Raw genomic sequence first — 25,781 nt, forward strand, 5'->3', positions numbered from 1 at the left:
GTGCCATGGATGGCACGAAACGAGGCCCGCAGGAGCGGCTCTTGCCGTCCCCCGACCAGCCCCACCCCCCGGCCCAAACCAAAGAAATCGCACTGAGCGACCACCACGAGGGGCTCCGCCGTTCGCTGCAGACGGCGCTGCCGCTACAATCCCACCATGCTGAATTCCATGAACCAGACCCGTGCACGGGTCAATCCCGGCCGCGCGCCATGAGCGCTCGCGGTGGCAATGACGGCCAGGTCCGCATCATTGGCGGGCAGTGGCGCAACACCCGGCTGCCGGTGCCGACCCTGCCGGGCCTGCGACCCAGCAGCGACCGCGTGCGCGAAACACTGTTCAACTGGCTGATGCCCCGCCTGGGCGGCGCGCGCGTGCTGGATGTGTTCGCCGGCAGTGGCGCGCTGGGGCTGGAGGCGGTGTCGCGTGGCGCGGCCCACGCCACCTTGGTCGAACGGGATCCGCAGCTGGTCGCCAACCTGACTGCCGTGGTCACCAAGCTGAAGGCCGAGGCCCGCGTGCAGGTGGTGCAGGCCGATGCGCTGCGCTGGCTGCAGACCGCCGCATCGGCCCAGGCCAGCATCGCCTTCGTCGATCCGCCGTTCGCCGCCGGGCTGTGGGACAGCACGCTGGCGCTGCTGCCACGGCACCTGAGCGCCGATGCCTGGCTGTACCTGGAATCGCCGGACGGGCAGGCCCCGGCCTTGCCGGCGGAGTGGCTGCTGCACCGCGAAGGCGGCACCCGCGAGGTGCGCTTTGCGCTGTACCGGCGCGCCGCTGCTACACTTGACCCAATCTGAACGTTCACGACCGCACATGACCGTCGCCAATCGTCGCATCGCTGTCTATCCGGGCACCTTCGACCCCATCACCAACGGTCACATCGACCTGGTGAACCGGGCAGCGCCGCTGTTCGAAAAGGTGGTGGTGGGCGTCGCACAGAGTCCGTCCAAGGGCCCGACGCTGCCGCTGGAGCTGCGCGTGCAGCTGGCTCGCGGGGCGCTGTCGCACCATGACAACGTGGAAGTGATCGGCTTTGACACCCTGCTGGCGCACTTCGTGCGCTCGGTCCAGGGCGGCATCCTGCTGCGCGGCCTGCGCGCGGTCTCCGATTTCGAGTACGAGTTCCAGATGGCCAGCATGAACCGCCACCTGATCCCGGAAGTCGAAACCCTGTTCCTGACACCAGCCGAGCAGCACAGCTTCATTTCGTCCTCGCTGGTACGTGAAATCGCACGCCTGGGTGGCGACGTGTCCGGCTTCGTGCCGGCGTCGGTGCTCGATGCGCTGCGCAAGGCCCGCGAAGCCAAGGCGGCGCAGGCCTGATCCACCCGCCCGTGGCGGATGACCGCCGTCGGCACCTTTTTGTATCCACTGCAATCCACAGAACCACCACGGGAGATCACCCATGAACACCACCATGCGCGCGATGCTGCTGGCCTCGCTGGCCCTGGCCTTCACTGCCTGCAAGAAGGAAGAAGCCCCGGCCGCCGCTGCCGATGCACAGCAGGCGCTGGTCGCCCCGGCCAAGGACGACGATGCCGGCTGGAAGAAGTACCTGCAGACCGTCGCCGTGCAGAACATGGGCACCGTGACCAACAGCCCGTTCCTGTATTACCTCGCACCGGAATCGGATTCGGAGTTCGCTGCCAAGTTCGAGCGCCAGACCGAGAGCGCCACCCAGGCCGTCGCCCGTGGCGTGCAGCCGGGCAACATGCTGGCCTTCGGTTCGTCGGCTTCGGGCAAGATGGCCGACATGATCCAGGTCGTGTTCAAGGACGTGTCGCCGGATTCGATGAAGAACGTGCGCGTGCTGTTCATCGGCGACGCCGCTGACAACGCCCGCGTCCAGTCGGTCGTGCAGCCCACCGGTGCCGACTACGTTTTCGTCGAAGCCAAGTAATCCCCGTGCGGTAGCGGCCACGCCAGCCGGTGTGGTCGTGGGCGGCGCCTTCGTGGCAGCGCCCCTGACCGGCCCGCGCGCCCGCGCAGGCCGGTGCCAGTCCAGCATCCCGGTCCCCTGCGGCGGGATGCGGTGCGCGGGCGAGGAGTCATCGCCGTGTCGCTGAAAATCAACGAGCTCTGCGTCAACTGTGACGTCTGTGAGCCGGCCTGCCCCAACCAGGCCATCTCGATGGGTGAAACCATCTATGTGATCGACCCTGCGCGCTGCACCGAGTGCGTGGGCCATTTCGACGAAGCCCAGTGCGTGGTCGTCTGTCCGGTCGAATGCATCGACCCGGATCCGGACATCGTCGAGACACATGACCAGCTGATGGCCAAGCTGCGTGGCCTGCAGCACGATCACCCCGAACTTTACGCGGAGCCCCCATCCGAATGAACCCGATCCTGCGTCCCCTGTTGCTGCTGGGCCTGTTGCTGTCCGCCCCGCTGGCCCATGCCGACGGCCCGGCACGTGCCGCCCACCCCGATGGCGCCGCCATCGCCAGTGGCCACCAGCTTGCGACCCAGGCCGGCATGCAGATCCTGGCGCAGGGCGGCAACGCGTTCGATGCGGCCGTGGCGGTGTCGTCCACGCTGGCCGTGGTCGAGCCGATCAGCTCCGGGCTGGGCGGTGGTGGGTTCTTCCTGCTGCACGATGCGGACTCCGGCAAGGACCTGATGCTGGACGCGCGCGAGACCGCGCCGGCCGCGGCTACCGAGGCGGCGTTCCTGGACAAGGACGGCAAGCTGGATCGTGACCGCTCGGTCAATGGCGCCTGGTCGGCCGGCATCCCCGGCCTTCCCGCAGCGCTGGTGGAGTTGTCCTCCAAGCATGGCAGGCTGCCGCTGAAGACTTCGCTGCAGCCGGCCATCCGCATCGCCCGCGAAGGCTTCCCGGTGTATGCGCGGATGGCCAAGGGCTACCAGTCGCGGCGTGAAGTGATGGAGCGTTATGCCGGCACGCGCGAGGTGTACCTGCGCAACGGCAAGCCGATCGCCGAGGGAGACACCTTCCAGCAGCCGGAACTGGCGCGCACCCTGGAGCGCCTGGCGGAAGGGGGCTTTGATGGGTTCTACCGCGGCCAGACCGGCACGCTGCTGCTGGCCGGTGTGAAGCAGGCCGGCGGCCGCTGGACCGCCGAAGAACTGGCCGGTTACACGGTGAAGTCGCGTGAGCCGATCGTGTTCGATTACAACGGCTGGAAGATCACCACCGCACCGCCGCCGTCCTCCGGTGGCATCGCGCTGGCGAGCATGCTGCAGATCCTGGAAGGCTGGGACATCAAGTCGATGGATGAGGCGCACCGTGCCCACCTGGTGGTGGAAGCGATGCGCCGCGCTTACCGCGACCGCACCTTCTTCCTCGGCGATCCGGATTTCGTCGACATCCCGCAGAAGGTGCTGACCAGCAAGGATTACGCACAGGGCCTGCGTGCCACCATCCATCCGGAGAAGGCCACCCCCAGCGACCTGCTGTCAGGCAATCCGACCCCGCTGGAAGACGACGAAACGACGCATTTCTCGATCATCGACCGCGATGGCAACCGGGTCGGCGCGACCCAGACGGTGAACCTGCTGTACGGCTCGGGCCTGATTCCCAAGGGCACCGGGGTGCTGTTGAACAACGAGATGGACGACTTCGCGCTGAAGCCGGGCACGCCCAACGCGTTCGGCGTGATGGGTTACGCCGCCAACGCACCGAAGGCGGGCAAGCGCATGCTCAGCTCGATGACCCCGACCTTCATGGAAAACGCCGACAAGGTGGTGGTGCTGGGCACGCCCGGCGGCAGCCGCATCATCACCATGGTGCTGCTGGGCATCCTGGGGTACGACCAGGGATTGACCGCCCAGCAGGTCGCCGCGCTGCCGCGCTACCACCACCAGTGGCTGCCCGATGCGATCGAAGCGGAAAACGACGCGTTCGATGCCGGCACCATCAGGCAGTTGCAGGCGATGGGCCACAAGATCGACCTGCCGGGTGACAGCGCCGCCGGCGGTCGCGGATCCAGCCACGTCTGGGGCAACCTGCAGACCGTCGAATGGGATCGCCGCAGCAACACGTTGTATGGCGGCAGTGACCCGCGCAACCCGGTCGGCAGCGCCGAGGTGAAGTGATCCGGTCACGGTCGTGCCGAGCCCTGCCCGGCCGGGCGCGGCTAGCGATTATTTAACGCTGGCTGACCGATACTTGCCGCATGAAACTATGGTCGATCCGCGGCAACACGCAGCGCCTGGACGGCGGTGCGATGTTCGGCAACGCACCGCGCGCGGTGTGGGAAAAATGGGCAGTGCCTGACGAGCTCAACCGTATCGAACTGGCTTGCCGTGCGCTGCTGGCCAGCCCGCTGGAAGGCAAGACAGTGCTGTTCGAAACCGGCATCGGTGCGTTCTTCGAACCGCGCCTGCGCGAACGTTATGGCGTGCAGGAAAACCAGCACGTGCTGATCGATTCGCTGCGCGAAGCCGGCTTCGAGCACGAAGACATCGACGTGGTGGTCCTGAGCCATCTGCATTTCGACCACGCCGGCGGCCTGTTGGCGCCGTGGGTGGAAGGGCGTGCGCCGGAACTGCTGTTCCCCAATGCCACCTTCGTGGTGGGCGCCGAACACTGGCAGCGCGCACTTCAGCCGCATCCGCGCGACCGTGCCAGCTTCATCCCCGAACTGCCTGCACTGCTCGAGCAGAGCGGCCGGCTGGAGGTGGTGCAGGGCGAATATTCCAGGGTGCTGGGCCGCAGCGTGCGTTTCAGCTTCAGCGACGGCCATACCCCGGGGCTGATGCTGGCGGAGATCGTCGGCCAGCCGGGCAGGGACGGGCTGGCACATGGCGGGGTGGTGTTCTGCGCCGACCTGGTGCCCGGTCGCTCCTGGGTGCACGTGCCGATCACCATGGGCTACGACCGCAATGCCGAACTGCTGATCGACGAGAAGAAACAGTTCCTCGAAGACAAGCTGGCGCGCAACGTCCATCTGTTTTTCACCCACGATCCGCAGGTAGCGCTGGCGCAGCTGCAGCGCGACGAAAAGGGCCGTTTCGTGACCGTGCACGAGCACAGCGAACTCAAGGCCCGCGCCCTCGCCTGAAAAAAGGGGACGGAGGGAATTAAGTCGCAATCGGCCGGATCACCGCCGATTGCGACTTAATTCCCTCCGTCCCCTTTTTTTGTCAGCCGATCACGCGGGTGCCGAAGATGCGATCACCGGCATCGCCGAGGCCCGGCAGGATGTAGCCCTTTTCATTGAGATGGTCGTCGATGGCGGCCGTGTAGATCTGCACGTCCGGATGCGCGGCCTGCACGGCGGCGATGCCTTCCGGCGCGGCAACCAGGAAGATGCCCTTGATGCGGCGGGCGCCAGCGCGCTTGAGCATGTCGATGGTGGCGATCAGGGTGCCGCCGGTGGCCAGCATCGGGTCCAGGATCAGCGCATCGCGCTCTTCCAGGCGGCCAGTGAGGCGCTCGAAGTAGGGCACCGGTAGCAGCGTCTCTTCGTCACGCTGCAGGCCGACCACGCTGACGCGGGCCGCCGGGATCAGCGACAGCACGCCGCTGAGCATGCCCAGGCCGGCGCGCAGGATCGGCACCACGGTGATCTTGGCACCGGCGATGCGCTGCACCGTCACCGGGCCGGACCAGCCGTCCATGGTGTGCGATTCAGTATCCAGGTCGGCGGTGGCCTCGTAGGCCAGCAGCGTGCCGAGCTCGTTGGCCAGTTCGCGGAAATCCTTGGTGCTGAGCGCAGCGTTGCGCATCAGGCCGATCTTGTGCTGCACCAGCGGATGGCGCACTTCGACGATGTTCATGGGGGGGGCGGGAAAGGGGAAAGGCAGAGGCTGTATTCTGCCGCAGCCTGCGGGCCCCGGCCAGCGCGGGGACGCATCCATGACCAATCCGGTGCCCCCGGTGTCATGCCGGTGAAACCTCGCCGACATACCTTGCCCTCCCATTCTTCACACCGAATGGGGACACCCGTGCAGACCAAGACGCCGTTGGCGATTGCCATCACCCTGACCCTGGCGATGGGGGCTGCAGCGCCGCTGCACGCCGCCGGGCAGGACGTGGCCGCCACCAGTGCCCTCGGCGCCGATGCCACCGACCTGGACCGCATCGAAGTGCGCGCCCAGCTGGAATCGCAGCTCCGCGCGGTGGACCTCAAGCGCAGCAGCGATGCCATCGAAGACGCCGTGTCGTCCGATGCGCTGGGCCAGTATCCGGACAAGAACGTGGCCGAATCGCTGCAGCGCCTGCCCGGCGTCAGCGTCACCCGTGATCAGGGCGAAGGGCGCTTCGTGGTGGTGCGCGGCCTGGATGCCAACCTCAACAGCGTCAGCATCGACGGCATCGCGGTGGGCACTCCGGAGGATTCCAGCCGCGCCGCTCCGCTGGACGTGATTCCGTCCGACTCCACCGAGCGCCTGCGCGTGGTCAAGTCGCCGACCCCGGACATGCCCGGCGATGCCATCGGCGGCGCGATCCTGGTCGAGTCCGCTTCGGCCTTCGACCGCGAAGGCCGCAGCCTGCGCGGCAAGATCGAGGGCAGCCACCAGCAACTGTCCGGGCACACCAGCCCGAAGGCGGCGATCAACTACAGCGAAGTGTTCGCCGATACCTTCGGCGTGGCGCTGGGCGTGAACTACCAGAACCGCAGATTCGAATCTGACAACACCGAAGTGGAGTACGACGGCGAGGACGATGCCGTGCCGGGGGATGTCACTGCGATCAACCTGCAGCACCGCAAGTACGAAATCGAGCGCAAGCGCATCGGCGCAAATCTCAACCTGGACTGGCGTCCCAGCGAAGACAGCAGCTACTACCTGCGCACGCTGTACAGCCGTTTCGACGATGCGGAGACACGCCAGCGCACCATCTTCAACTTCGAAGACGCCGACATGGTGGCCACCGGTGCCGACCAGTTCCGGCTGAACGACCTGCCATCCGATGCGATCCAGAAGCGCATGCGCTACCGCACCAAGGAAGAGAACACCTTCGCGGCCAGCCTGGGCGGCGAGAACCGCTTGAGCTCGGCCGTGGTGGACTACAAGGTGGGCTATACCAAGACCGAAGAACGCGTGGACGATGAGATGGAAGCGCGCTTCGAACTGGATGCCGACGACCTGTCCGGCACCCTGGACCAGCGCAGCCGGTTGCCGCGCTACACCTTGTCCAACACCGAGTGGATGGACAACGCCAACTTCGCCTACGACCGCATGATCCTGTCGCCCAAGCGGGTGGACGACAATGAACACAGCGCGCAGGTCAACGTGCGTTTCGATGCGGACAACGCCAGCTACAAGATCGGCCTGCTCGGGCGCTGGCGCGAGCGCGACGTGGACGTCAACGAAGTGGAGCTGCGCCGCGGGCCGGCGATCGACCTGGACAGCTGGACCACCAGCGCGCCCGAGCACCGGCATGGGTCGCTGGGGCAGGGCATGAGCTCGGCCCTGATGCGCCGTTACTGGGCGGCCAACAGCGGCCTGTACAGTGCGCGCCCGCAGGAAACCGGGGCCAATGCGGTGACCTCGCTGGAAGAGGACTACACCGCCAGCGAAGACATCTTCGCCACCTACGCGATGGGCACCTGGGACATCGGCGCGCTGCGCATCATCGGCGGCGTGCGCGTGGAGAATACCCAGTTCAGTGCGGTGGGCAACCAGGTCGACGTGGCCGAAGACGAGCGCAGCTTCACCGTCACTCCGCGCGTGGCCAACAACAGCTACACCAACGTGCTGCCGGGCCTGCACCTGCGCTACGACGCGGCGGACGACTGGGTGCTGCGTGCGTCGGCCAACAAAACCGTTTCGCGCCCTTCCTTTGGCGACATCTCCCCGCGCGTGGGCTACAGCCGCGGCGATGAGGAAGTGCGGCTGGGCAACCCGGAACTGGATCCGTACGAATCGACCAACGTTGACCTGTCGCTGGAGAAGTACCTCGGCAGCACCGGCATCGTCTCGCTGGGCCTGTTCCACAAGTCCATCGACGGCTACATCGTGGAGACCGTGCGCCAGAACGATCCGGCCTACGAGGGCTTCGATGTGACCCAGGCGATCAACGGCGACAAGGCCAAGGTGCGCGGCGCCGAGTTCAACTACCAGCAGCAGCTCGCCTTCCTGCCGCCGGGGCTGGATGGCCTGCTGGTGGGGGCCAGCGGCACCTGGCTGGATACCGATTTCGACCCCGGCCTGGCCGACCGCGCGGGTGATGACTTCATGTTGCCGCGTGCATCCAAGCATGTGTACAGCGCGCATGTCGGCTACGAAAAAGATGGCCTGAGCACGCGCATTGCCGCGGTGTACCGCAGTGAATACCTGGACAGCATCGGCGCTGGCCGCGCGTTCGATGTGTTCGTCGCCCCGCATACCCAGCTCGATTTCTCGCTGGACTACAAGTTCAGCCCCCGCGTCAGCATGTACTTGGAGGCACAGAATCTGTTGGACAAGCCGCTTGAGCTTTACCAGGGCACGCGCTCGCGCACCCTGCAGCTGGAAGAATACGGCCGCACCTATGCCGTTGGCCTGAAGGTGTCGCTGTGATGGCGCGCCGCATGTTGCTGGCCAGCGCGATGACGCTGGTGCTGGCGACCGCTTGCACGCCCGCCGCGCCGCCGGCGAACGATACCGCCACCAAGGCGCCTGCCGCCGCGGACGCCAGCGCCGCGCGCCAGGTCGCCACGCTGGCCGAAGCCTTCCTGACCCCGATGACCCCGGACGACAACATCGATTCCCCCGCGGCCTGGAAGGCACCGGACGGCAAGACCTGGCTGATCGCAACGGCCAAGGCCACCGACAAGCTGGTGGTGTACGACGGCAGCACCGGTTCGCCGCTGCGTGAGGTCGGCAGCACGGGCGCCGCGCTCGGCCAGTTCGACCGCCCCAACGGCATATCGGTGACCGATGACCTGCTGTGGATCGTCGAGCGTGACAACCACCGCGTGCAGGTCTTCTCGTTGCCGGATTTCACTCCGCTGGCGGTGTTCGGTGCGGACGATCTGCGCAAGCCGTACGGGCTGTGGGTGGACAAACGTGCCGATGGCTACGCCGTGTACGTGACCGATTCCTGGGACAACGGCGAGGACGCGCAGGGCAATGACATCCTGCCGCCACTGGCCGAGCTGGACAAACGCGTGCGCCAGTACCACGTGCGCCGCGATGGCGCGGACGTGACCGCAACGCTGGCCGCCAGCATTGGCGACACCAGCGAAGCCGGCGCGCTGCGCGTGGTGGAATCGATCTGGGGCGACCCGGCCAACGATCGCCTGCTGGTGGCAGAGGAAGACGAGACCTACGCCAGCGAGTTCAAGGTGTACACGCTGGCGGGCCGCTTCACCGGCACCACCTTCGGCCGTGATGTGTTCAAGGCACAGGCCGAAGGCGTGATGCTGCGTACCTGCGGCAAGGACGGCTGGTGGATCACCACTGAACAGGGCAAGGAGCGCAGCGTGTTCCACCTGTTCGACCGCCACAGCCTGAAGCCGGTGGGATCCTTCCAGGGCAACAAGGTGGCCAATACCGATGGCATCTGGATGATGCAGCAGGGCAGCCCGCGCTTCCCGCATGGGGCGCTGTACGCCGTGCATGACGACCAGGGCGTGGTCGCTTTCGACTGGGAGCAGATCGCCAAGGCGCTGGCGCTGCCGCTGGAGTGTGCATCGTGATCGCGCGCCTGGCGTCCCTTGCCTTCGGTGTCGCACTGGGGCTGTCTGCCGTGCCGGCGCTGGCCGATGAGCTGGCCTCGCGCGTGGAGCCCAACAGCCAGGTGCCGGCGGGTAACCGGCACTATGCCGCCACCGGCTTCCCGGACCGCATCGTCGCTTCGCCAGCGGTCGATGCTGCGCATGGCTTCGCCGTGCGCTGGCGCACCGATGGGAGCGTGCAGGCGCCGCTGCTGGAGATCGCCCCGGCCGACGATACGCCCGGCTTCGGACCGATCACCCGCATCGCCGCCAGCAGCGAGCCGTTGCAGACCGAGAACGGCCTGTCGCACCACCATCGTGCCGATGTCAGCGGCCTGGAGCCCGGCACGCTGTACGTCTACCGGGTGCAGGGCAAGGACACCTGGAGCGCCTGGAACCAGCTGCGAACCGCTGGCCGTGCCGACCAGCCGATGACCCTGCTGTACTTCGGGGATACCCAGAACAAGAACCTCAGCCATGTCACCCGGGTGGTGCGCGCCGCGCAGAAAGCCGCGCCGGACGCCAACCTGAGCCTGTTCGCCGGCGACCTGGTCAGTGGCGGCTACGACGCCGATGACAGCGAGTGGGGCGAGTGGTTCGCCGCCACCGGCTGGCTGGCACAGGAGACGATGCTGGCCCCGGCGATCGGCAACCACGAGTATTTCGAAGAGTTCGAAGACACCCCGCAGGAGCGCCGGGTGATGGCGCGGCACTGGCCCGCCACGTTCGCGCTGCCCGGCAACGGGGCGAAGGGCGCGGAAAAGAGTACGTACTGGTTCGATTACCAGGGCGTCCGCTTCGCCGTGCTCGATGGTACCTCGGCGATGGACCTGGGCACCGCGCAGGCGCAGGCGCAGTGGCTGGACGGCGTGCTGGCGGCCAACACCCAGCCGTGGACGATCGTGGTGGTGCACCAGCCGTTCTACTCGCCGGCGCGTGGCCGACACAACCCGGTGCTGCAGGAAGCGCTGCTGCCGGTGGTGCGCCGCCACGACGTGGACCTGGTGCTGCAGGGCCATGACCACACCTACGGACGCCGTGGCGAAGACGGCATGGCGACCCCGCAGTTCGTGGTCAGCAACGCCAGCCCGAAGCAATACCGGCTGTCGAAGGAAGCCTTGCAGACGATGTCGCCGGTGGCCGAGGACACCCAGCTGTTCCAGGTGCTGCGCATCGACCCGCAACGCCTGCATTACGAGGCGCGCACGGTCACCGGCAAGCTCTACGATGCCTTCGAACTGGTCCGCCAGGCCGATGGCAGCACGAAGAAAGTGGAGCTGGAAGAGGGCCGCATCGAACCGCGTCGCTGCCTGCGCCCGCATGCCCCGACCGGGCGCAAGGACCGGTGCTGGGAATGAAGACCTCCGTGCGCAACGCGTTGCCGATGCTGGCACTGGCCGCCGGCCTGGTCCTGATGACCGGCGCGGCGATCGCCGCCGACACGGTGCTGCATCCGTTCCTGGCCGCACAGCCGAAGCAGGCCCCGGAGGAAGTGAACCTGGCGGTGGAAATCCCGGCCGGAAGCTTCACCAAGTACGAGATCAAGGATGACGGACTGGTGCACGTGGACCGTTTCCAGTCGATGCCCGTGGCCTACCCGGCGAACTATGGGTCGATGCCGCGGACGCTGGCCGGTGACAACGACCCCCTGGATGCGCTGGTGCTGACCCGCGAGCCGCTGCATCCGGGGGTGATCGTGCGCTTCCGGCCGATTGGCTACCTGAAGATGGTCGATGATGGCGAGCAGGACGAAAAGGTGATCGGCGTCCCGACCGACAAGGTCGATCCCAGCTATGCCCACATCCGGGATCTGGACGACCTGGCACCGATCGAGCGCCAGCGCATCGAAGCGTTCTTCCGCGTGTACAAGGACCTGCCCGAAGGCCGCAATCCAGTGCAGTTGAGCGGCTGGGGCAACGCCGCCGGAGCGAAGGTGCTGATCCAGCAGTCGATGCAGCGTTTCGACAGCGCCCAGCGCGGCGCTCTACAGCCAGGTCACGCGCCATCGTTATGATGGCGCTTCCTGTTTTTGTCCTGGATGCAGCGCGTGTCATCAGCCCTGGTGTGGTTTCGCCGTGATCTCCGCCTTGCCGACAACCCGGCCCTGCAGGCTGCGCTGGAGGCCGGGCATGAGGTGGTCCCGGTTTACATCCACGCCCCGCACGAAGAGGGCCACTGGGCACCTGGCGCTGCATCCAATGCCTGGCGGCACCGTTCGCTGGCTGCGCTGGATGCGGACCTGCGCGCACGCGGCTCGCACCTGGTCCTGCGGCAAGGCGACAGCCTGGACGTACTGCAGCAGCTGATCAGCGAGACCGGCGCGGAAGCGGTGTTCTGGAACCGCAGATACGAACCGGCGACGCAACCGCGTGATGCGAAGATCAAGCGCACGCTGCGCGGGCAGGGCCTGCAGGCAGACAGCTGCAACGGCAGCCTGCTGTTTGAACCGTGGGAGCTGGAAACCAAGCAGGGCGGTCCGTACAAGGTGTTCACTCCGTTCTGGCGCAACGCCCTGAGCAACTGGAGGCTGCAGCCGGGCAGCCGGGCGCCGGCGAGCTTGCCCGCGCACGGCGTGCAGGGGCTCGCGCTGGACGCGCTGGGGCTGGCCCCGCCGCTGGACTGGGATGCCGGCTTCTGGGAACACTGGCAGCCCGGCGAGGCCGGTGCGCGCGAGGCGCTGACGGTGTTTGTCGATGGTGCGCTGCACGGCTATCGCGAGCAACGCGACCTGCCGGACCGCGTCGGTACCTCGCTGCTGTCACCGCACCTGCATTTCGGCGAAATCGCGCCGTGGCGCATCGTGCATGCGCTGGAGGCAGAGCGCAGCGCCGGCCGCAGCGCCGACATCGACGCCTACATCCGCCAGTTGGGCTGGCGCGATTTCGCCCATCACCTGCTGCACCATTTCCCGAAAACCAGCGACGAGAGCCTCAACCCGCGTTTCGATGGATTTGCCTGGGCCACGCCCAGCAGCGCCGACCTGCAGGCGTGGCAGAAGGGCCGCACCGGCGTGCCCATCGTCGACGCCGGCCTGCGCCAGCTCTGGCACACCGGGGCGATGCACAACCGGGTGCGGATGATCGTGGCCAGTTACCTGTGCAAGCACATGCGGGCGCATTGGATCGTCGGCGCGCGCTGGTTCTGGGACACCCTGGTCGATGCGGACCTGGCCAACAATTCCATGGGCTGGCAGTGGGTCGGTGGCACCGGGGCCGATGCCGCGCCGTATTTCCGGGTGTTCAACCCGGTGACCCGGGCCGAGAAATTCGATCCGCAGGCGCGTTACATCACCCGCTGGGTGCCTGAATTGGCCGCTCTGCCGGTCAAGGCCCGTTTTGCACCCTGGCAGCACGCTGCGCTGCTGGCGGCCAAGGCGCCAGACTATCCGCGCGCGCCGTTGGTCGACCTGATGGAAGGCCGCGAGGCGGCGTTGGCAGCGTATCGCCGCACCCGGGCGGAGTAGGGCGATTTTGTACGCCGTGGCGAACAAGCTGAACGGGGCGCTGTCGCCACGCGGCGCCCTCATCCCCGCATCGCATCAGGCTGTATATGCTCACCCCGACGCACGCCGGACCAGCCGGCTTCCAAGGAGAACTCCCATGATCCGTTCCGCTCCCCGCAATGTGGCCCTTGCCCTGATGACCGCCGCAGCGCTCAGCGCCTGCGCCACTGGCGGTTCCTACGTGCAGAGTGACCAATACGGCAATGAAACCCAGCAGCAGAACCGCACCGGCCGCAACGCGCTGATCGGCACCGCAGTAGGCGTCGCAGCTGGCCTGTTGACCGGTGGCAGCGCGACCGAGCGCCGCCAGCACGCCATGATCGGCGCTGGCATCGGTGCGCTCAGTGGCGCGGCCGTTGGCCAGTACCAGGACCGCCAGGAACGCGCGCTGCGCGAACGTACCGCCAATACCGGTATCGACGTGGTGCGCCAGGGCGACAACATCAGCCTGAACCTGCCGGACGGGATCACCTTCGATTTCGGCAAGTCAGCGCTGAAGCCGCAGTTCTACGGCTCGCTCAACGGTGTGGCCAGCACGTTGTCCGAATACAACCAGACGATGATCGAAGTGGTCGGCCATACCGACAGCATCGGCAGCGATGCGGTCAACAACCGCCTGTCCAAGGAACGCGCCGATGCCGTTGCGTCCTACCTGACCGCGCAGGGCGTGCAGCGTGCGCGTATCGAAACGCTGGGCGCGGGCAAGGCCTATCCCATTGCCGACAACAGCACCGATGCGGGCCGCGCGCAGAACCGCCGCGTCGAGATCCGCGTGATTCCGTTGCAGCAATAACGCGCAGCGTTATCGCTGCAACCGCTGCGTTCGCGATGGCGAGCGCAGCAAAAATGCCGCCCTTGCAGGCGGCATTTTTTGTGGGTGACGAGCGTTGGTCGTCACGCCGACAGAGACAGCGTGACGACCAACGCTCGTCACCCACCTAAGTTCATGACGGCCAGCGGCCGTCACTACCCGATCAGGCGGCGACCACTTCCAGGATCCGCTTTCCTTCGGCGGCCGCTTCTGCTTCGGCTTTCTCGGTCTGCTGCTGCGCGTACTTCGCTGCCGGGCACTGCGCCATCATGTAGTTGGCATCGAAGTTCAGCTTTTCCACCAGGAAATCAACGAACGCGCGCACCTTCGGCGACACCAGCTTGCCGCCGGCGAACACCGCGTTGAAGTCCACTTCCGGCCCGGTCCAGCCGGCCAGCACGCGGCGCACCATACCGGTCTCGATGAACGGCTTGGCCATCACGTCACCGGTCAGAAGCAGGCCTTCGCCGCATACCAGCGCGCCATTGAGCGCGGACACATCGTTGGCCACCATCAGTGGCGTGACCGGGAAATCGCGCAGTTCGCCGCCGTTCTCACCGAGCTGCCAGGTGATCCGGTTGGGATGGCTGTGGTACGCCTTGCGCATCGCCAGGATCCGATGGAACTGCAGTTCGTCCGGGTGCAGCGGCTCACCGTGCCGCTCGATGTACGCCGGGCTGGCGAACACCTGCGTGCGCAGCGTGCCGAGCTTGCGCGCCACCAGGTTGGAATCGGGCAGCGAGCCCACGCGCAGGGCCAGGTCGGCCTCGCCGGCGATCAGGTCCAGCTTCTCGTTGCCCAGGTGCATGTCCAGGCGGATTTCCGGATACATCGCATGGAACTGACCCATCAGCGGCGCGATCCAGGTGATGCCCAGCGAATAGGGCACGGTGAAGCGCAACCAGCCACGCGGGCCGGACTGCAGCTGGCTCACCGCACTCTCCGCTTCTTCCAGTTCGCGTGCGATGCGCTGGCAGTGCTCGTGGTAGATCGAGCCGGCCTCGGTAAGGCCCAGCCGACGCGTGGTCCGGTGCAGCAGGCGTGCGCCGAGGCGCGTTTCCAGTTCCTGCACCTTGCGGCTGACGGTGGTCTTGGGAAGGCCGAGCGATTTGGCTGCAGCAATGAAACTGCCTTGCTCGACCACTTTGACGAAGATCAGCGTTTCGTTGAGATCGTGGGACATGGTCGAATTCCTGGACGTCGGGGACGGGACTATCGTGACAAAAAGATTGGACCGGGTGCGGGATGATTATTCCCCTAAAAGAGGACTAATCAAGTAGGAGTTAGAAGCGCACCATGGCGCCATTCCCGAATCGGAGGCCATCAGCCATGAGCCTGCGCAACATTCTCAACCTTTTCCGCTCCGCCGACCAGCACGACCTGGACCAGGCGATGACGGTCGAAAATCGTCCCAGTTCCTTGGTTAACAAGGATTTTCGGGAGTTCACCGCCGTCCCGCGGCAGCAGCGTGGCGGTGCCCTGCGTATTCGCCCGCGTGGCATGGATCGCCTGGGTCGCATCGGTATTGTCCCGCAGATGGGAGGAAATATCCCGTGAACGGGACGCTGGCCCCGGAGGTCCTTGTCCTCGGCGGCACCGGTGCCGTGGGCCAGGGCGTGGTCGGTGCTCTGCTGGAAGCCGGCAGCCCGGTACTGGTGGTCGGCCGCGATCCGGGCCGGCTGGCCGCACTGCGGCTGCAGTTCGACGACGAGCCGGGCCTGGAGACCATGCTCGGCTCGCTGGCCGATGACGAATCGGCCAAGGTGGTCGCCGACCGCGTCGCCGCACGCCAGCGCCCATTGGGCGCGGTGGTCGCAGCGCTCGGTGGGCCTTATGCGCGTGGCCGGGTCATCGACCGTCCCGGCGATGCGCTGATGCAGACCCTGCAGCTGGACCTGATGCCGCACGTACACGCCGTCCGCCACCTGCTGCCCCTGCTGCAGGACCACCACCACCCGCGCCGCTTCGTGATGATCGGCAGCCCCGCCGGCCTCAAGCCATGGGCCGCGCATGGTGATTCCTCGATCACTGCTGCGGCACTGCGCATGTACGCGCAGGTGGTGCACCAGGAAGCGCAGGCGATCGGCGTGCGTGCGCAGCTGCTGGAAGTCGGTGCGCCGGTGTGCACGCCCAGCAACGCCGCCAACGCCTGCATCGAGTGGCCGAGCGCGTTGCTGGTCGGCCGTCGCCTGGTCTCGCTGCTGGACCAGTGTCACGACAACCGCGCGATCGTGCGCTGCGATACGCGCGATGCGCAGCTGCCTCGCGGGCTGCTGCAGCTGGACGCGCCGCCGCGCTGGCGCGAATCGGCCGGGAGTGCTTGACCTCAACCTTTGTTGAGGTCGCACCATCCCCCGGCCGCCGGCCCGACCGGCACCACGAACGACAGAACACCCGTATCACCACCCCCTACGGATACATGCCATGAACACCATGATGCCCCTCCACCGCACCACCCGCCGCGTGGCCTTTGCCACGGTTTCGGCGTTGGCCCTGGCCATCCTTACTGCCTGCAGTGGCAGCCATGCCGAAGAAGCCGGCGCACCGCCTGCCCCGGAAGTCAGCGCCGCGCCGGTGCTGGTCAAGCAGGTCAGCCAGTGGGATGAGTTCAGTGGGCGCGTCGAAGCGGTCGAGAATGTCGACCTGCGCCCACGCGTCTCCGGCTATATCGACAAGGTCAACTACATCGAAGGCCAGGAAGTGAAGAAGGGCGATGTGCTGTTCACCATCGATGCCCGCAGCTACCAGGCCGAGTACGACCGCGCCCGGGCCGAAGTCGCCCGCGCCCGCACCCAGTCCACGCTGGCCCGCGGCGAATCCGAGCGCGCCAAGCGCCTGTCCGAACAGCAGGCCATCTCCACCGAAACCTGGGAACAGCGCCGTGCGGCGTCCGACCAGGCTGGCGCCCAGCTGCAGGCGGCGCAGGCGGCCCTGGATGCGGCCGCACTGAACCTGGAGTTCACCAAAGTGCGCGCGCCGATCAACGGCCGCGCGGGCCGCGCGATGGTCACCGCCGGCAACCTGGTCAGCGCCGGCGATGCGGCCAGCGTGTTGACCACGCTGGTGTCGCTGGACAAGGTGCACGTGTACTTCGATGCCGACGAAGCGACCTTCCTGCGCTATGCGCAGATGGCACGCAAGGGTGAGCGCCCCAGCGAGCGCGACGAATCGCTGCCGGTGCGCATCGGCCTGAGCGGCGAGCAGGGCTTCCCGCACGAAGGCAAGGTCGACTTCCTGGACAACCAGGTGACCCGCAGCACCGGCACCATCCGCGTTCGCGCGCTGCTGGACAATGCCGACCGCCAGTTCACCCCGGGCCTGTTCGCCCGCGTGCAGCTGCTCGGCAGCGGCCAGTTCCAGGCCATGCTGATCGATGACCGCGCGGTGTTGACCGACCAGGACCGCAAGTACGTCTACGTGGTCGACAAGGACGGCAAGGCGCAGCGCCGCGACATCGCGCTGGGTCGCAGTGCCGAAGGCCTGCGCATCGTGGAGAACGGACTGGCGGCCGGCGACAAGGTGATCGTCGACGGCGTGCAGAAGGTCTTCATGCCGGGCATGCCGGTACAGGCCAAGCCGGTGGCCATGCAGTCAGGCACCGCGCCTGCCGCTGCCCCTGCAAAGGCCCCCGTTCCGGCACCCGCACCGGCACGGGTTGGTAGTGAAACCGCCGCACTGAACTGATCCATCCGGCCAGCGTCACCGCGAACCCCGATCCCCTGCCAGCACGGCAGGGGCAGGGTGGCTGCACCCCCGCGCCGGCCAAACCCAAGGACATTCCCATGGATTTCTCCCGCTTTTTCATCGACAGGCCGATCTTCGCGGCGGTGTTGTCGATCATCATCTTCGCCGCCGGCCTGATCAGCATCCCGCTGCTGCCGACCGGTGAATACCCCGACGTCGTCCCGCCTTCGGTGGTGGTGCGCACCGTGTACCCGGGCGCCAACCCGAAAGTGATCGCCGAAACGGTGGCCACGCCGCTGGAAGAAGCGATCAACGGCGTGGAGGACATGATGTACATGAAGTCCGTCGCCGGCTCCGATGGCGTGCTGCAGATGACCATCACCTTCCGCCCGGGCACCGACCCGGACGCGGCGGCGGTGAAGGTGCAGAACCGCGTGGCGCAGGCCCAGGCCCGTCTTCCCGAAGACGTGCGGCGGCAGGGCGTTACCACCCAGAAGCAGTCGCCGACCTTCCTGATGGTGGTGCACCTGACCTCGCCGAACGGCAAGTACGACACGCTGTACCTGCGCAACTACGCCCGCCTGCACGTCAAGGACGCGCTGTCGCGCATCCAGGGCGTGGGTGATGCACAGATCTTCGGTGGCGGTGACTACGCCATGCGTGCCTGGCTGGACCCGGACAAGATCGCCGCGCGCGGCCTGACCGCCAGCGACGTGGTCGGGGCGATGCGCGAGCAGAACGTGCAGGTCTCGGCCGGCCAGCTGGGTGCCGAACCGATGCCCAACAGCCAGTTCCTGACCCTGATCAATGCGCAGGGCCGGCTGAAGAGCGAGCAGGAATTCAACGACATCGTGCTCAAGAGCGGCGTTGACGGTGAAGTGGTGCGTCTGTCCGATGTTGCCCGGCTGGAACTGGGCGCCGGTGACTACACCCTGCGCTCGCAGCTGGATGGCAAGAACGCAGTGGGTATCGGCATCTTCCAGGCGCCGGGCGCCAACGCGCTGGAAATCCGCGACGCCGTCATGAACACCATGGACGAGATGCAGAAGACCTTCCCGGCCGACGTCAAGTACGAAGCGGTGTATGACACCACCATCTTCGTGCGTGACTCCATCAAGGCCGTGGTGTCCACCCTGCTGGAAGCCATCGCACTGGTGGTGCTGGTGGTGATCCTGTTCCTGCAGACCTGGCGTGCCTCGATCATTCCGCTGATCGCCGTGCCGGTGTCCATCGTGGGTACCTTTGCCGCGCTGTACCTGCTGGGCTTCTCGATCAACACGCTGAGCCTGTTCGGCCTGGTGCTGGCGATCGGCATCGTGGTCGATGATGCGATCGTGGTGGTGGAGAACGTCGAGCGCAACATCGAAGAAGGCTTGTCACCCACCGCGGCCGCCCACCAGGCGATGAAGGAAGTGTCCGGCCCGATCGTCGCCATCGCGCTGGTGCTGTGCGCAGTGTTCGTGCCGATGGCCTTCCTGTCCGGTGTCACCGGCCAGTTCTACAAGCAGTTCGCGGTCACCATCGCCATTTCCACGGTGATTTCGGCGATCAACTCGCTGACCCTGTCGCCGGCCCTGGCCGCGCGCCTGCTCAAGCCGCATGACGCCGCCAAGGATGCGCCCACGCGCATCATCGACCGACTGTTCGGCTGGATCTTCCGTCCGTTCAACCGCTTCTTCAAGTCCAGCTCGGAGAAGTACGAGCGCAGCGTGTCGAACATCCTCGGCAAGCGTGGCGCGGTGTTCGTGGTGTACGCCCTGCTGCTGGTCGGCACCGGTGTGATGTTCAAGCTGGTCCCGCCGGGCTTCATCCCCACCCAGGACAAGCTGTACCTGATCGCCGGCGTGAAGCTGCCGGAAGGCTCTTCCATCGCCCGGACCGACGCGATGCTGAAGAAGGTCGCGCAGATCGCCATGGAAACCGATGGCGTGGCGCACACCATTTCCTTCCCCGGGCTCAATGCACTGCAGTTCACCAACACGCCCAACACCGGCGTGGCCTTCGTACCGCTCAAGCCCTTCAGCGAACGCAATGGGCGTACCGCAGCGCAGATCAATGCGGAGATCAACCAGAAGATCGCCGCGCTGCAGGAGGGCTTTGCGTTCTCGATGATGCCGCCGCCGATCCTCGGCCTGGGCAACGGCAACGGCTACCAGATGTTCATCGAAGATCGCGGCAACCTGGGCTACGGTGCGTTGCAGACGGCCGTGCAGACCATGCAGGGTGCTGTCTCGCAGACCCCGGGCATGGCCTTCCCGATCACCAGCTACCAGGCCAACGTGCCGCAGCTGGATGCCGAGGTGGACCGTGTCAAGGCCAAGGCACAGGGCGTTCAGTTGACCGAGCTGTTCGACACGCTGCAGACCTATCTGGGCTCGGCCTACGTCAACGACTTCAACCAGTTCGGTCGTACCTGGCAGGTGATCGCGCAGGCTGACGGACAGTTCCGTGACAGCGTGGAAGACATCGGTCGCCTGCGTACCCGCAACGACCGTGGCGAGATGGTGCCGATCGGTTCGATGGTCACCGTCAAGCAGACGTTCGGCCCGGACCCGGTGCTGCGCTTCAATGGCTACCCGGCCGCCGACCTGGCCGGTGAAACCGATCCGCGCCTGCTGTCCTCCACCGAAGGCATGGCCAAGCTGAGCGAGATCGCCGCCCAGGTGCTGCCGCCCGGCATGGTCACCGAATGGACCGACCTGAGCTACCAGCAGGCCACCCAGGGCAACGCCGCGCTGATCGTGTTCCCGGTGGCGGTGATGCTGGCCTTCCTGGTGCTGGCCGCGCTGTATGAAAGCTGGTCGCTGCCGCTGGCGGTGATCCTGATCGTGCCGATGACCCTGCTGTCCGCGCTGTTCGGCGTGTGGCTGACCGGCGGTGACAACAACGTGTTCGTGCAGGTCGGCCTGGTGGTGCTGATGGGCCTGGCGTGCAAGAACGCGATCCTGATCGTCGAGTTCGCCCGGGAGCTGGAAATGGGTGGCAAGGGCATCGTCGAAGCGGCGCTGGAAGCCTGCCGCCTGCGTCTGCGCCCGATCGTGATGACCTCCATCGCCTTCATCGCCGGCACCGTGCCGCTGGTGCTGTCGCATGGCGCAGGCGCCGAGGTCCGCTCGGTCACCGGCATCACGGTGTTCGCCGGCATGCTGGGCGTAACGTTGTTCGGGCTGTTCCTGACCCCGGTGTTCTACGTGGCCCTGCGCAAGTTCGTCACCCGCAATGGCGGTGGCCAACTGGTGACCCACGGCCAATCCACGCTGCATCACTGATCCGTTCCTCCCCCGGTAGCCGCCGAGCATCGCCCGGCGCTACCCCCTGACCCAACCTGGAACCCCACAATGAACGCGAATACCAACAAGATTGCGCTGGTCACCGGCGCCACCCGTGGCATCGGCACCGAGACCGTGCGCCAGCTGGCGCAGGCCGGCGTGCATACCCTGCTGGCCGGCCGCAAGCGCGACACCGCCGTGGAAGTCGCCCTGAAGCTGCAGGCCGAAGGGCTGCCGGTGGAAGCGATCGAACTGGACGTCACCGATGAGGCGAGCATTGCCGCTGCCGTCGAGCAGGTGCGCCAGCGCCATGGCCACCTGGACATCCTGGTCAACAACGCCGGCATCCTGGTCGATGACATCAGCCTGGCGCCGTCGCAGCAGTCGCTGGATGCCTGGCGACGCACCTTCGACACCAACGTGTTCGCGCTGGTGGCGGTGACCCAGGCGTTCCTGCCGCTGCTGCGCGAGTCGGCCGCTGCGCGCATCGTCAATGTGTCCAGCCTGCTCGGTTCGGTCACCCTGCACAGCCAGCCGGGTTCGCCGATCTACGACTTCAAGGTGCCGGCCTACAACGTGTCCAAGAGCGCGGTCAATGCCTGGACCGCACAGCTGGCCTACGAACTGCGCGACACCGCGCACAAGGTCAATACCGTGCATCCGGGCTACGTGAAGACCGACATGAACGGTGGTGAGGGCGAAGTGGAAGTGTCCGTGGGTGCGCAGTCCAGCGTGCAGATGGCGCTGCTGGATGCCGATGGCCCGAACGGAAGCTTCACCTACCTGGGTGAGGTGCTGCCGTGGTGATCAAAACCCTGGTGGTTGCCCTGGCCAGCGTGCTGCTGGCCGGCTGCGTGACCGTCGGACCCAACTACAAGGCGCCGGTGGAAGCACCGGTGACCCTGCAGGGATCGGCGGCGCCGGTGTACAGCACCGAGTCGCCGGTGGCGACCTGGTGGGCACAGTTCGATGATCCGGTGCTGGAGGAACTGGTGCACCGCGCGCTGGCCGACAACCTGGACCTGCGTGTGTCGGTGTCGCGCGTGCAGCAGGCGCGTGCGGTGTTCGTTGAAAGCCGCCTGGACCAGGCCCCGCACGTCACCGCGGGCGGTTCGTACGACCGCCGCAAGCAGCCTGATGCGTTGGCCGGTGGCGACCGGGTGTTCAGTGAGACCTACCAGCTCGGCTTCGACGCCGGCTGGGAGCTGGATCTGTTCGGTCGCCAGCGCCGCGCCGCCGAAGCCGCGCGCGCGGACCTGGATGCGGAGTGGGCCAACCTCGCCGACGCCCAGGTGCTGGTCGCCGCCGAAGTGGCCCGCAACTACTTCGAGCTGCGCGGCACGCAGAAGCGCATCGCGGTAGCCGAACAGACCCTGGGCAACCTGCGTGACACCCAGAAGCTGACCGAAACGCGCTGGGACCTGGGCGCTGGCAGCGAGCTGGACGTGCAGAGCAGTCGTGCCCGGTTGAAGGCCATCGAAGCGGACATCCCGCTGCTGGAAGTGGCCCAGACCCAGTCGCGGCATCGTTTGGCAGTGCTGCTGGGCCTGCGTCCGGATGCGTTGGACGGCCTGCTCGCCCCGCGCGATGTACCGGCCTTCGCCAAGGCATTGCCGCTGGGCGACACCCGGGAACTGCTGCGCCAGCGGGCGGACGTACGCGTGGCGGAACGGCGGCTTGCCGCGGCCACCGCACGGGTTGGCGTTGCCACGGCGGATCTGTTCCCGCGGTTGTCGCTGAGCGGCTTCGTCGGCTTCCTTGGTGGCGATGCCAGCGGGCTGGTCAACGGCAACAACAAAGCGTGGTCGCTGACCCCGTCGTTGAGCTGGGCCGCGTTTGATTTCGGCACCGTGCGCGCGCGCCTGAAGGCCAGCAAGGCCGAAGCCGATGGCGTGGCGGCGCAGTACGAACAGGCCGTGCTGCTGGCGCTGGAAGACACGGAGAACGCGCTGACCCGCTACGCCAAGCAGCAGGCGAGGCTGGCGATCGTCGCTGAGCAGGCGCAGGCCGCACGGCGTGCGGAAACACTGGCGCAGATCCGCTATCGCGAAGGGTCCGAAGACTTCCTGACCCTGCTCGATGCGCAGCGCACGCAGCTGTCGGCCGACGATGCACTGGCCGCCGCCGAAGCGGAGGTCAACGTCAGCGTGGTCGGTGTGTACAAGGCACTCGGCGGCTGGGGCCAGGCCGCCCAGCCAACCGTCGCGCTGGCCAACTGACGCAGCATCGGTAGTGACGGCCGCTGGCCGGTGGGTGACGACCGTTGGTCGTCACGCTCCTGCTCTTGCCGCTGCGCTCGCCGAGCATGGCTCGGCGCTACCCAGCGCAGGCCCCCGGTAGTGGGGGCGGCCGCTGCCCGGCACGCCGTTGTGTTACCGCGCCTCCCACTCCAGCTCCACCAGCAACGGGAAATGATCGGACGGCAGGATGCCGTCCACCCGTCCGTCAAGGGTGGCGAAGCTGCGCGCCTTGAAGCCGCGCACCAGTACCCAGTCCAGTTCGGTGGTCGCCTTGCCGGTGAAATCATGGAAGGTCTTCTTCGGTCCACGCGGCGCAGCCACCTGCGTGCGTGCATCCTGCAAGGCGGTGGTCAAGGCCGCGTAGGTCGGCCCACCAGGTTCGCTGTTGAAGTCGCCGGTCACCACCACCGGGATATCCGGCGACAGCGTCTTCAGGTGCGCCACGATCGCCTTTGCACCACGTACGCGCTGCGGCTCGTCTTCTTCGCGGTAGGGCAGGTGGGTGTTGAACAGGTAGAAGCGCCGCCCGTCCGACACACGACGGAACAAGCCCCAGGTCACCATGCGCGGGAACAGGTTGCCCCAGCTGATGCTGCCTGGCACATCCGGCGTATCGGACAGCCAGAAGTTGCCGGACTGCTCCAGCGCCAGCGCCTTGCCGTCGTAGAACACGCCCATGTGCTCATCACCATCACCGCCACGCCGCCCTTCGCCGAACCACTGGTAGTCCGGCAACTGCGCGGCAAGGTAGTCGGCCTGCTCCTTGACCAGTTCCTGCGTACCCATGACGTCCGGGTGCGCAGTGCGGATGGTGGCCACCAGCGCCTCACGACGATCAGGCCAGCGTTTCTGCGGCGCGGTATCGGCAGGCGTGCGTACGTTGAAGGACATCACCTTCAGCGGTGCGGGCGGGGTGGCCGCCGCAGCAGGCAGCGCAAGCGCAAGCAGAAGCAAAGCGGCAGGGCGCCGCAGACGATGCAACATGAGAATCCCTCCATTCCAGGCGAACACGGTCGTGGCAAGGGTCGCATGGAAGGGAAGGGATGGGATGTGCCGTTCCGGCTGGTTGGCCGGATCAACCGGCCAGCGCGTCCCATTGCTGTACCAGCCCGACCAGGTACACCAGCCCATACAGCAGGCAGATGGCCGAGCTGACCCAGACGAAGCGCGCGCTGCGCCCGTTGCCAACCAGTACGAATGGGCCCAGCAGCGCGCGCAGCAGGAAGACGCTGGAAATGCCAACCAGCACCGGCCGCAACAGGGGCAGGGGACCGATCAGCCCCGCCCCGGACAGCGCATAGGCCGCCCACGCCAGCAGCACGACGCAGATCATGCTGGTCAGCGCCGCCGGAACGCGGCTGCCGTTGCGGGCTGCCGCGACGATACGGTCGCCTGCACCACACCACTGGTAGCCACGTGGGCCCTGCAGGATCACCACCAGGTGCAGCAGCGCGGCCAGTGCGGTCAGTGCTGCTGCGGTGACCAGCAGCGGCGCACCGGAAGAGGGCATCACCGGGCCTGCCTCATGCACGGGCCTCGGCGTCTTCTTCAAGCAGCGCCAGGCGGTCACTGCGTCCGCTCCACAGAGCGTGGTCCGGCAGCGGTTGCATGCGCTCCAGCAACACCGGCCAGCGCTGCGCCAGCCGGGCATTCAGGGCCAGGAAGTGCTGGTTGCCTGCATCCAGCGCGTTGTCAGCGAGGATGGCATCTTCCGGGCATTCCGGGACGCAGAGGCCACAGTCCACGCATTCCTGCGGGTTGATGGCGATGAAGTTGGGGCCCACGTGGAAGGCGTCGGTCGGACAGATGTCCACGCAAAGGGTGTGCCGGCACTGGATGCAGTTCTCGGTCACGACATAGGTCATGGAAAACCTCCTGCAGTTGAGGGGATGATGAAGCTCAAGCGGTCAGGCCACCGTCGATCACGAAGGTCTGGCCGGTCAGGTAGCCGGCGCTGGACGACAGCAGGAAGTTGGCCAATGCAGCGACTTCGGTGACCTCACCCAGGCGTTTGAGCGGGATGTCGGCGGTGATCGATCTGCGGATGGCAGGATCGATCTGCTCGACCATTTCCGTGGCGATGAAGCCGGGGGCGATGGCGTTGACGGTGATCCTGAAGCGCGCCAGTTCCACTGCAAGGGTCCGCGTGATGCCGATCATCGCCGCCTTGGTGGCGGCATAGCCGACCTGGCCCTTGTTGCCTCTCAGGCCGGTCACCGAGGACATCTGGATGATCCGGCCCCGGCCCGCCGACACCATCGCCGACGACATGAACCGGCTGAAATAGATCGCCGAATCCAGGTTGGTGGCCACCACGTCGCGGTAGCGTTCGACGTCCAGGTTGAACATCAACTGGTCGCCGGTGATGCCCATGTTGTTGATCAGGCCATACGGCTCGCCGAAGCGTTCGATGAGCCGTTCGCAGGCCTGCTCCACCGCGGCAGCGTCGCGGCCATCGCACTGGATGCCGTGCGCGTTCCCGCCCGCAGCGGCGACCTCCTGTTCAAGCAGTCTGGCCGCTTCGGCGGAGGACTGGTAGGTGAAGGCCACGGTATAGCCTTCGGTGGCGAGCGCTCTCACCAGGCCCTTGCCGATGCCGCGGCTGCCGCCGGTAACCAGCACCCAGGCGCTGGTGGATGAAGTGAGTGTCTGCATGTCGGTCTCCCG

The 25,781-nt window shown here is 66.7% G+C and carries 24 protein-coding genes; 18 read left to right on the plus strand and 6 right to left on the minus strand.

Annotated features, from left to right (window positions below; all coding sequences use genetic code 11):
- Positions 1-209: 209 nt before the first annotated feature.
- The 6 genes from rsmD (at position 210) to H9654_RS13580 (ending at position 5,024) form a co-directional block, all read left to right on the plus strand.
- Positions 210-797: a 16S rRNA (guanine(966)-N(2))-methyltransferase RsmD gene (gene rsmD / locus H9654_RS13555; RefSeq protein ID WP_191771262.1), complete on the plus strand. Its 588-nt coding sequence runs from the start codon at positions 210-212 to the stop codon at positions 795-797.
- A gap of 16 nt (positions 798-813) precedes the next feature.
- The gene (gene coaD, locus H9654_RS13560; RefSeq protein WP_042612384.1) at positions 814-1,323 is read left to right on the plus strand and encodes a pantetheine-phosphate adenylyltransferase; all 510 of its coding nucleotides are present in this window, start codon (positions 814-816) and stop codon (positions 1,321-1,323) included.
- Between the two features lie 82 nt (positions 1,324-1,405).
- Positions 1,406-1,900: a hypothetical protein gene (locus H9654_RS13565; RefSeq protein WP_191771263.1), complete on the plus strand. Its 495-nt coding sequence runs from the start codon at positions 1,406-1,408 to the stop codon at positions 1,898-1,900.
- Positions 1,901-2,056: 156 nt separating this feature from the next.
- Complete coding sequence (locus tag H9654_RS13570) at positions 2,057-2,338, plus strand: YfhL family 4Fe-4S dicluster ferredoxin (protein ID WP_042612382.1); 282 nt, start codon at positions 2,057-2,059, stop codon at positions 2,336-2,338.
- Positions 2,335-4,056, plus strand: a complete 1,722-nt coding sequence (ggt, locus tag H9654_RS13575) for a gamma-glutamyltransferase (protein ID WP_191771264.1) — start codon at positions 2,335-2,337, stop codon at positions 4,054-4,056. The genes H9654_RS13570 and ggt overlap by 4 nt, the downstream gene beginning before the upstream one ends.
- A gap of 80 nt (positions 4,057-4,136) precedes the next feature.
- Positions 4,137-5,024, plus strand: coding sequence for an MBL fold metallo-hydrolase (locus H9654_RS13580; protein WP_191771265.1), 888 nt, complete (start codon positions 4,137-4,139; stop codon positions 5,022-5,024).
- An 82-nt stretch (positions 5,025-5,106) separates the two neighbouring features.
- Here the strand turns inward: H9654_RS13580 and upp are convergent, their stop codons facing one another.
- The gene (gene upp / locus H9654_RS13585) at positions 5,107-5,742 is read right to left on the minus strand and encodes a uracil phosphoribosyltransferase (protein ID WP_191771266.1); all 636 of its coding nucleotides are present in this window, start codon (positions 5,740-5,742) and stop codon (positions 5,107-5,109) included.
- A 168-nt stretch (positions 5,743-5,910) separates the two neighbouring features.
- Between upp and H9654_RS13590 the strand changes: the two genes are divergently transcribed.
- From H9654_RS13590 to H9654_RS13615, 6 genes are all read left to right on the plus strand, one after another.
- Positions 5,911-8,469, plus strand: a complete 2,559-nt coding sequence (locus tag H9654_RS13590; RefSeq protein WP_191771267.1) for a TonB-dependent receptor — start codon at positions 5,911-5,913, stop codon at positions 8,467-8,469.
- Positions 8,469-9,590, plus strand: coding sequence for an NHL repeat-containing protein (locus tag H9654_RS13595; RefSeq protein ID WP_191771268.1), 1,122 nt, complete (start codon positions 8,469-8,471; stop codon positions 9,588-9,590). Before H9654_RS13590 ends, H9654_RS13595 begins: the two co-directional genes overlap by 1 nt.
- On the plus strand, positions 9,584-10,966 hold the full coding sequence (locus tag H9654_RS13600) for a purple acid phosphatase family protein (protein WP_406833479.1): 1,383 nt from the start codon (positions 9,584-9,586) through the stop codon (positions 10,964-10,966). Before H9654_RS13595 ends, H9654_RS13600 begins: the two co-directional genes overlap by 7 nt.
- Complete coding sequence (locus tag H9654_RS13605; RefSeq protein ID WP_191771269.1) at positions 10,963-11,622, plus strand: inorganic diphosphatase; 660 nt, start codon at positions 10,963-10,965, stop codon at positions 11,620-11,622. The genes H9654_RS13600 and H9654_RS13605 overlap by 4 nt, the downstream gene beginning before the upstream one ends.
- A gap of 33 nt (positions 11,623-11,655) precedes the next feature.
- Positions 11,656-13,071, plus strand: a complete 1,416-nt coding sequence (locus H9654_RS13610; RefSeq protein ID WP_191771270.1) for a cryptochrome/photolyase family protein — start codon at positions 11,656-11,658, stop codon at positions 13,069-13,071.
- Positions 13,072-13,207: 136 nt separating this feature from the next.
- Positions 13,208-13,903: a YiaD family glycine zipper/OmpA-like lipoprotein gene (locus H9654_RS13615; protein ID WP_042612375.1), complete on the plus strand. Its 696-nt coding sequence runs from the start codon at positions 13,208-13,210 to the stop codon at positions 13,901-13,903.
- A 181-nt stretch (positions 13,904-14,084) separates the two neighbouring features.
- Here H9654_RS13615 and H9654_RS13620 read toward each other — a convergent pair whose 3' ends face one another.
- Positions 14,085-15,104 (minus strand): LysR family transcriptional regulator, encoded by a 1,020-nt coding sequence (locus H9654_RS13620; RefSeq protein WP_101098414.1) that lies wholly within the window; start codon positions 15,102-15,104, stop codon positions 14,085-14,087.
- 146 nt (positions 15,105-15,250) lie between these two features.
- On the opposite strand from H9654_RS13620, the gene H9654_RS13625 reads away from it, so the two are divergent.
- The 6 genes from H9654_RS13625 to H9654_RS13650 all read left to right on the plus strand — a co-directional run bounded on the left by H9654_RS13625 (position 15,251) and on the right by H9654_RS13650 (position 23,093).
- Entirely contained in the window at positions 15,251-15,478 is a 228-nt protein-coding gene (locus tag H9654_RS13625) for a hypothetical protein (protein ID WP_042612373.1), read from the plus strand.
- Positions 15,475-16,245, plus strand: a complete 771-nt coding sequence (locus H9654_RS13630) for an SDR family NAD(P)-dependent oxidoreductase (RefSeq protein ID WP_191771271.1) — start codon at positions 15,475-15,477, stop codon at positions 16,243-16,245. Before H9654_RS13625 ends, H9654_RS13630 begins: the two co-directional genes overlap by 4 nt.
- 112 nt (positions 16,246-16,357) lie before the next feature.
- Positions 16,358-17,605 (plus strand): efflux RND transporter periplasmic adaptor subunit, encoded by a 1,248-nt coding sequence (locus tag H9654_RS13635; RefSeq protein WP_191771295.1) that lies wholly within the window; start codon positions 16,358-16,360, stop codon positions 17,603-17,605.
- Positions 17,606-17,703: 98 nt separating this feature from the next.
- Complete coding sequence (locus tag H9654_RS13640; protein WP_191771272.1) at positions 17,704-20,874, plus strand: efflux RND transporter permease subunit; 3,171 nt, start codon at positions 17,704-17,706, stop codon at positions 20,872-20,874.
- 69 nt (positions 20,875-20,943) lie between these two features.
- Positions 20,944-21,681, plus strand: coding sequence for an SDR family oxidoreductase (locus H9654_RS13645; RefSeq protein ID WP_191771273.1), 738 nt, complete (start codon positions 20,944-20,946; stop codon positions 21,679-21,681).
- Positions 21,675-23,093 carry an efflux transporter outer membrane subunit gene (locus H9654_RS13650; protein WP_191771274.1) on the plus strand — a complete coding sequence of 473 codons (1,419 nt, stop codon included), beginning with the start codon at positions 21,675-21,677 and terminating at the stop codon, positions 23,091-23,093. The genes H9654_RS13645 and H9654_RS13650 overlap by 7 nt, the downstream gene beginning before the upstream one ends.
- Positions 23,094-23,246: 153 nt before the next feature.
- Here the strand turns inward: H9654_RS13650 and H9654_RS13655 are convergent, their stop codons facing one another.
- From H9654_RS13655 to fabG, 4 genes are all read right to left on the minus strand, one after another.
- Complete coding sequence (locus H9654_RS13655) at positions 23,247-24,098, minus strand: endonuclease/exonuclease/phosphatase family protein (RefSeq protein ID WP_191771275.1); 852 nt, start codon at positions 24,096-24,098, stop codon at positions 23,247-23,249.
- Positions 24,099-24,189: 91 nt separating this feature from the next.
- A complete protein-coding gene (locus tag H9654_RS13660) occupies positions 24,190-24,627 on the minus strand; it encodes a hypothetical protein (RefSeq protein WP_225212062.1) in 438 nt (145 codons plus the stop codon).
- A gap of 10 nt (positions 24,628-24,637) precedes the next feature.
- Positions 24,638-24,979: a ferredoxin FdxA gene (fdxA, locus tag H9654_RS13665; protein WP_191771276.1), complete on the minus strand. Its 342-nt coding sequence runs from the start codon at positions 24,977-24,979 to the stop codon at positions 24,638-24,640.
- A 34-nt stretch (positions 24,980-25,013) separates the two neighbouring features.
- Positions 25,014-25,769 (minus strand): 3-oxoacyl-ACP reductase FabG, encoded by a 756-nt coding sequence (fabG, locus tag H9654_RS13670; protein ID WP_191771277.1) that lies wholly within the window; start codon positions 25,767-25,769, stop codon positions 25,014-25,016.
- Positions 25,770-25,781: the final 12 nt, after the last annotated feature.

Source organism: Stenotrophomonas lacuserhaii (assembly GCF_014836545.1).
Lineage (GTDB): Bacteria > Pseudomonadota > Gammaproteobacteria > Xanthomonadales > Xanthomonadaceae > Stenotrophomonas > Stenotrophomonas lacuserhaii.

What these genes read in the sequence shown, in the direction of transcription:
- rsmD (WP_191771262.1), top strand. Translation starts at nt 210, where the DNA reads ATGAGCGCTCGCGGTGGCAATGACGGCCAGGTCCGCATCATTGGCGGG.
- coaD (WP_042612384.1), top strand. Translation starts at nt 814, where the DNA reads ATGACCGTCGCCAATCGTCGCATCGCTGTCTATCCGGGCACCTTCGAC.
- H9654_RS13565 (WP_191771263.1), top strand. Translation starts at nt 1,406, where the DNA reads ATGAACACCACCATGCGCGCGATGCTGCTGGCCTCGCTGGCCCTGGCC.
- ggt (WP_191771264.1), top strand. Translation starts at nt 2,335, where the DNA reads ATGAACCCGATCCTGCGTCCCCTGTTGCTGCTGGGCCTGTTGCTGTCC.
- H9654_RS13580 (WP_191771265.1), top strand. Translation starts at nt 4,137, where the DNA reads ATGAAACTATGGTCGATCCGCGGCAACACGCAGCGCCTGGACGGCGGT.
- upp (WP_191771266.1), bottom strand. Translation starts at nt 5,742, where the DNA reads ATGAACATCGTCGAAGTGCGCCATCCGCTGGTGCAGCACAAGATCGGC.
- H9654_RS13595 (WP_191771268.1), top strand. Translation starts at nt 8,469, where the DNA reads ATGGCGCGCCGCATGTTGCTGGCCAGCGCGATGACGCTGGTGCTGGCG.
- H9654_RS13605 (WP_191771269.1), top strand. Translation starts at nt 10,963, where the DNA reads ATGAAGACCTCCGTGCGCAACGCGTTGCCGATGCTGGCACTGGCCGCC.
- H9654_RS13615 (WP_042612375.1), top strand. Translation starts at nt 13,208, where the DNA reads ATGATCCGTTCCGCTCCCCGCAATGTGGCCCTTGCCCTGATGACCGCC.
- H9654_RS13620 (WP_101098414.1), bottom strand. Translation starts at nt 15,104, where the DNA reads ATGTCCCACGATCTCAACGAAACGCTGATCTTCGTCAAAGTGGTCGAG.
- H9654_RS13625 (WP_042612373.1), top strand. Translation starts at nt 15,251, where the DNA reads ATGAGCCTGCGCAACATTCTCAACCTTTTCCGCTCCGCCGACCAGCAC.
- H9654_RS13635 (WP_191771295.1), top strand. Translation starts at nt 16,358, where the DNA reads ATGCCCCTCCACCGCACCACCCGCCGCGTGGCCTTTGCCACGGTTTCG.
- H9654_RS13640 (WP_191771272.1), top strand. Translation starts at nt 17,704, where the DNA reads ATGGATTTCTCCCGCTTTTTCATCGACAGGCCGATCTTCGCGGCGGTG.
- H9654_RS13645 (WP_191771273.1), top strand. Translation starts at nt 20,944, where the DNA reads ATGAACGCGAATACCAACAAGATTGCGCTGGTCACCGGCGCCACCCGT.
- H9654_RS13655 (WP_191771275.1), bottom strand. Translation starts at nt 24,098, where the DNA reads ATGTTGCATCGTCTGCGGCGCCCTGCCGCTTTGCTTCTGCTTGCGCTT.
- fdxA (WP_191771276.1), bottom strand. Translation starts at nt 24,979, where the DNA reads ATGACCTATGTCGTGACCGAGAACTGCATCCAGTGCCGGCACACCCTT.
- fabG (WP_191771277.1), bottom strand. Translation starts at nt 25,769, where the DNA reads ATGCAGACACTCACTTCATCCACCAGCGCCTGGGTGCTGGTTACCGGC.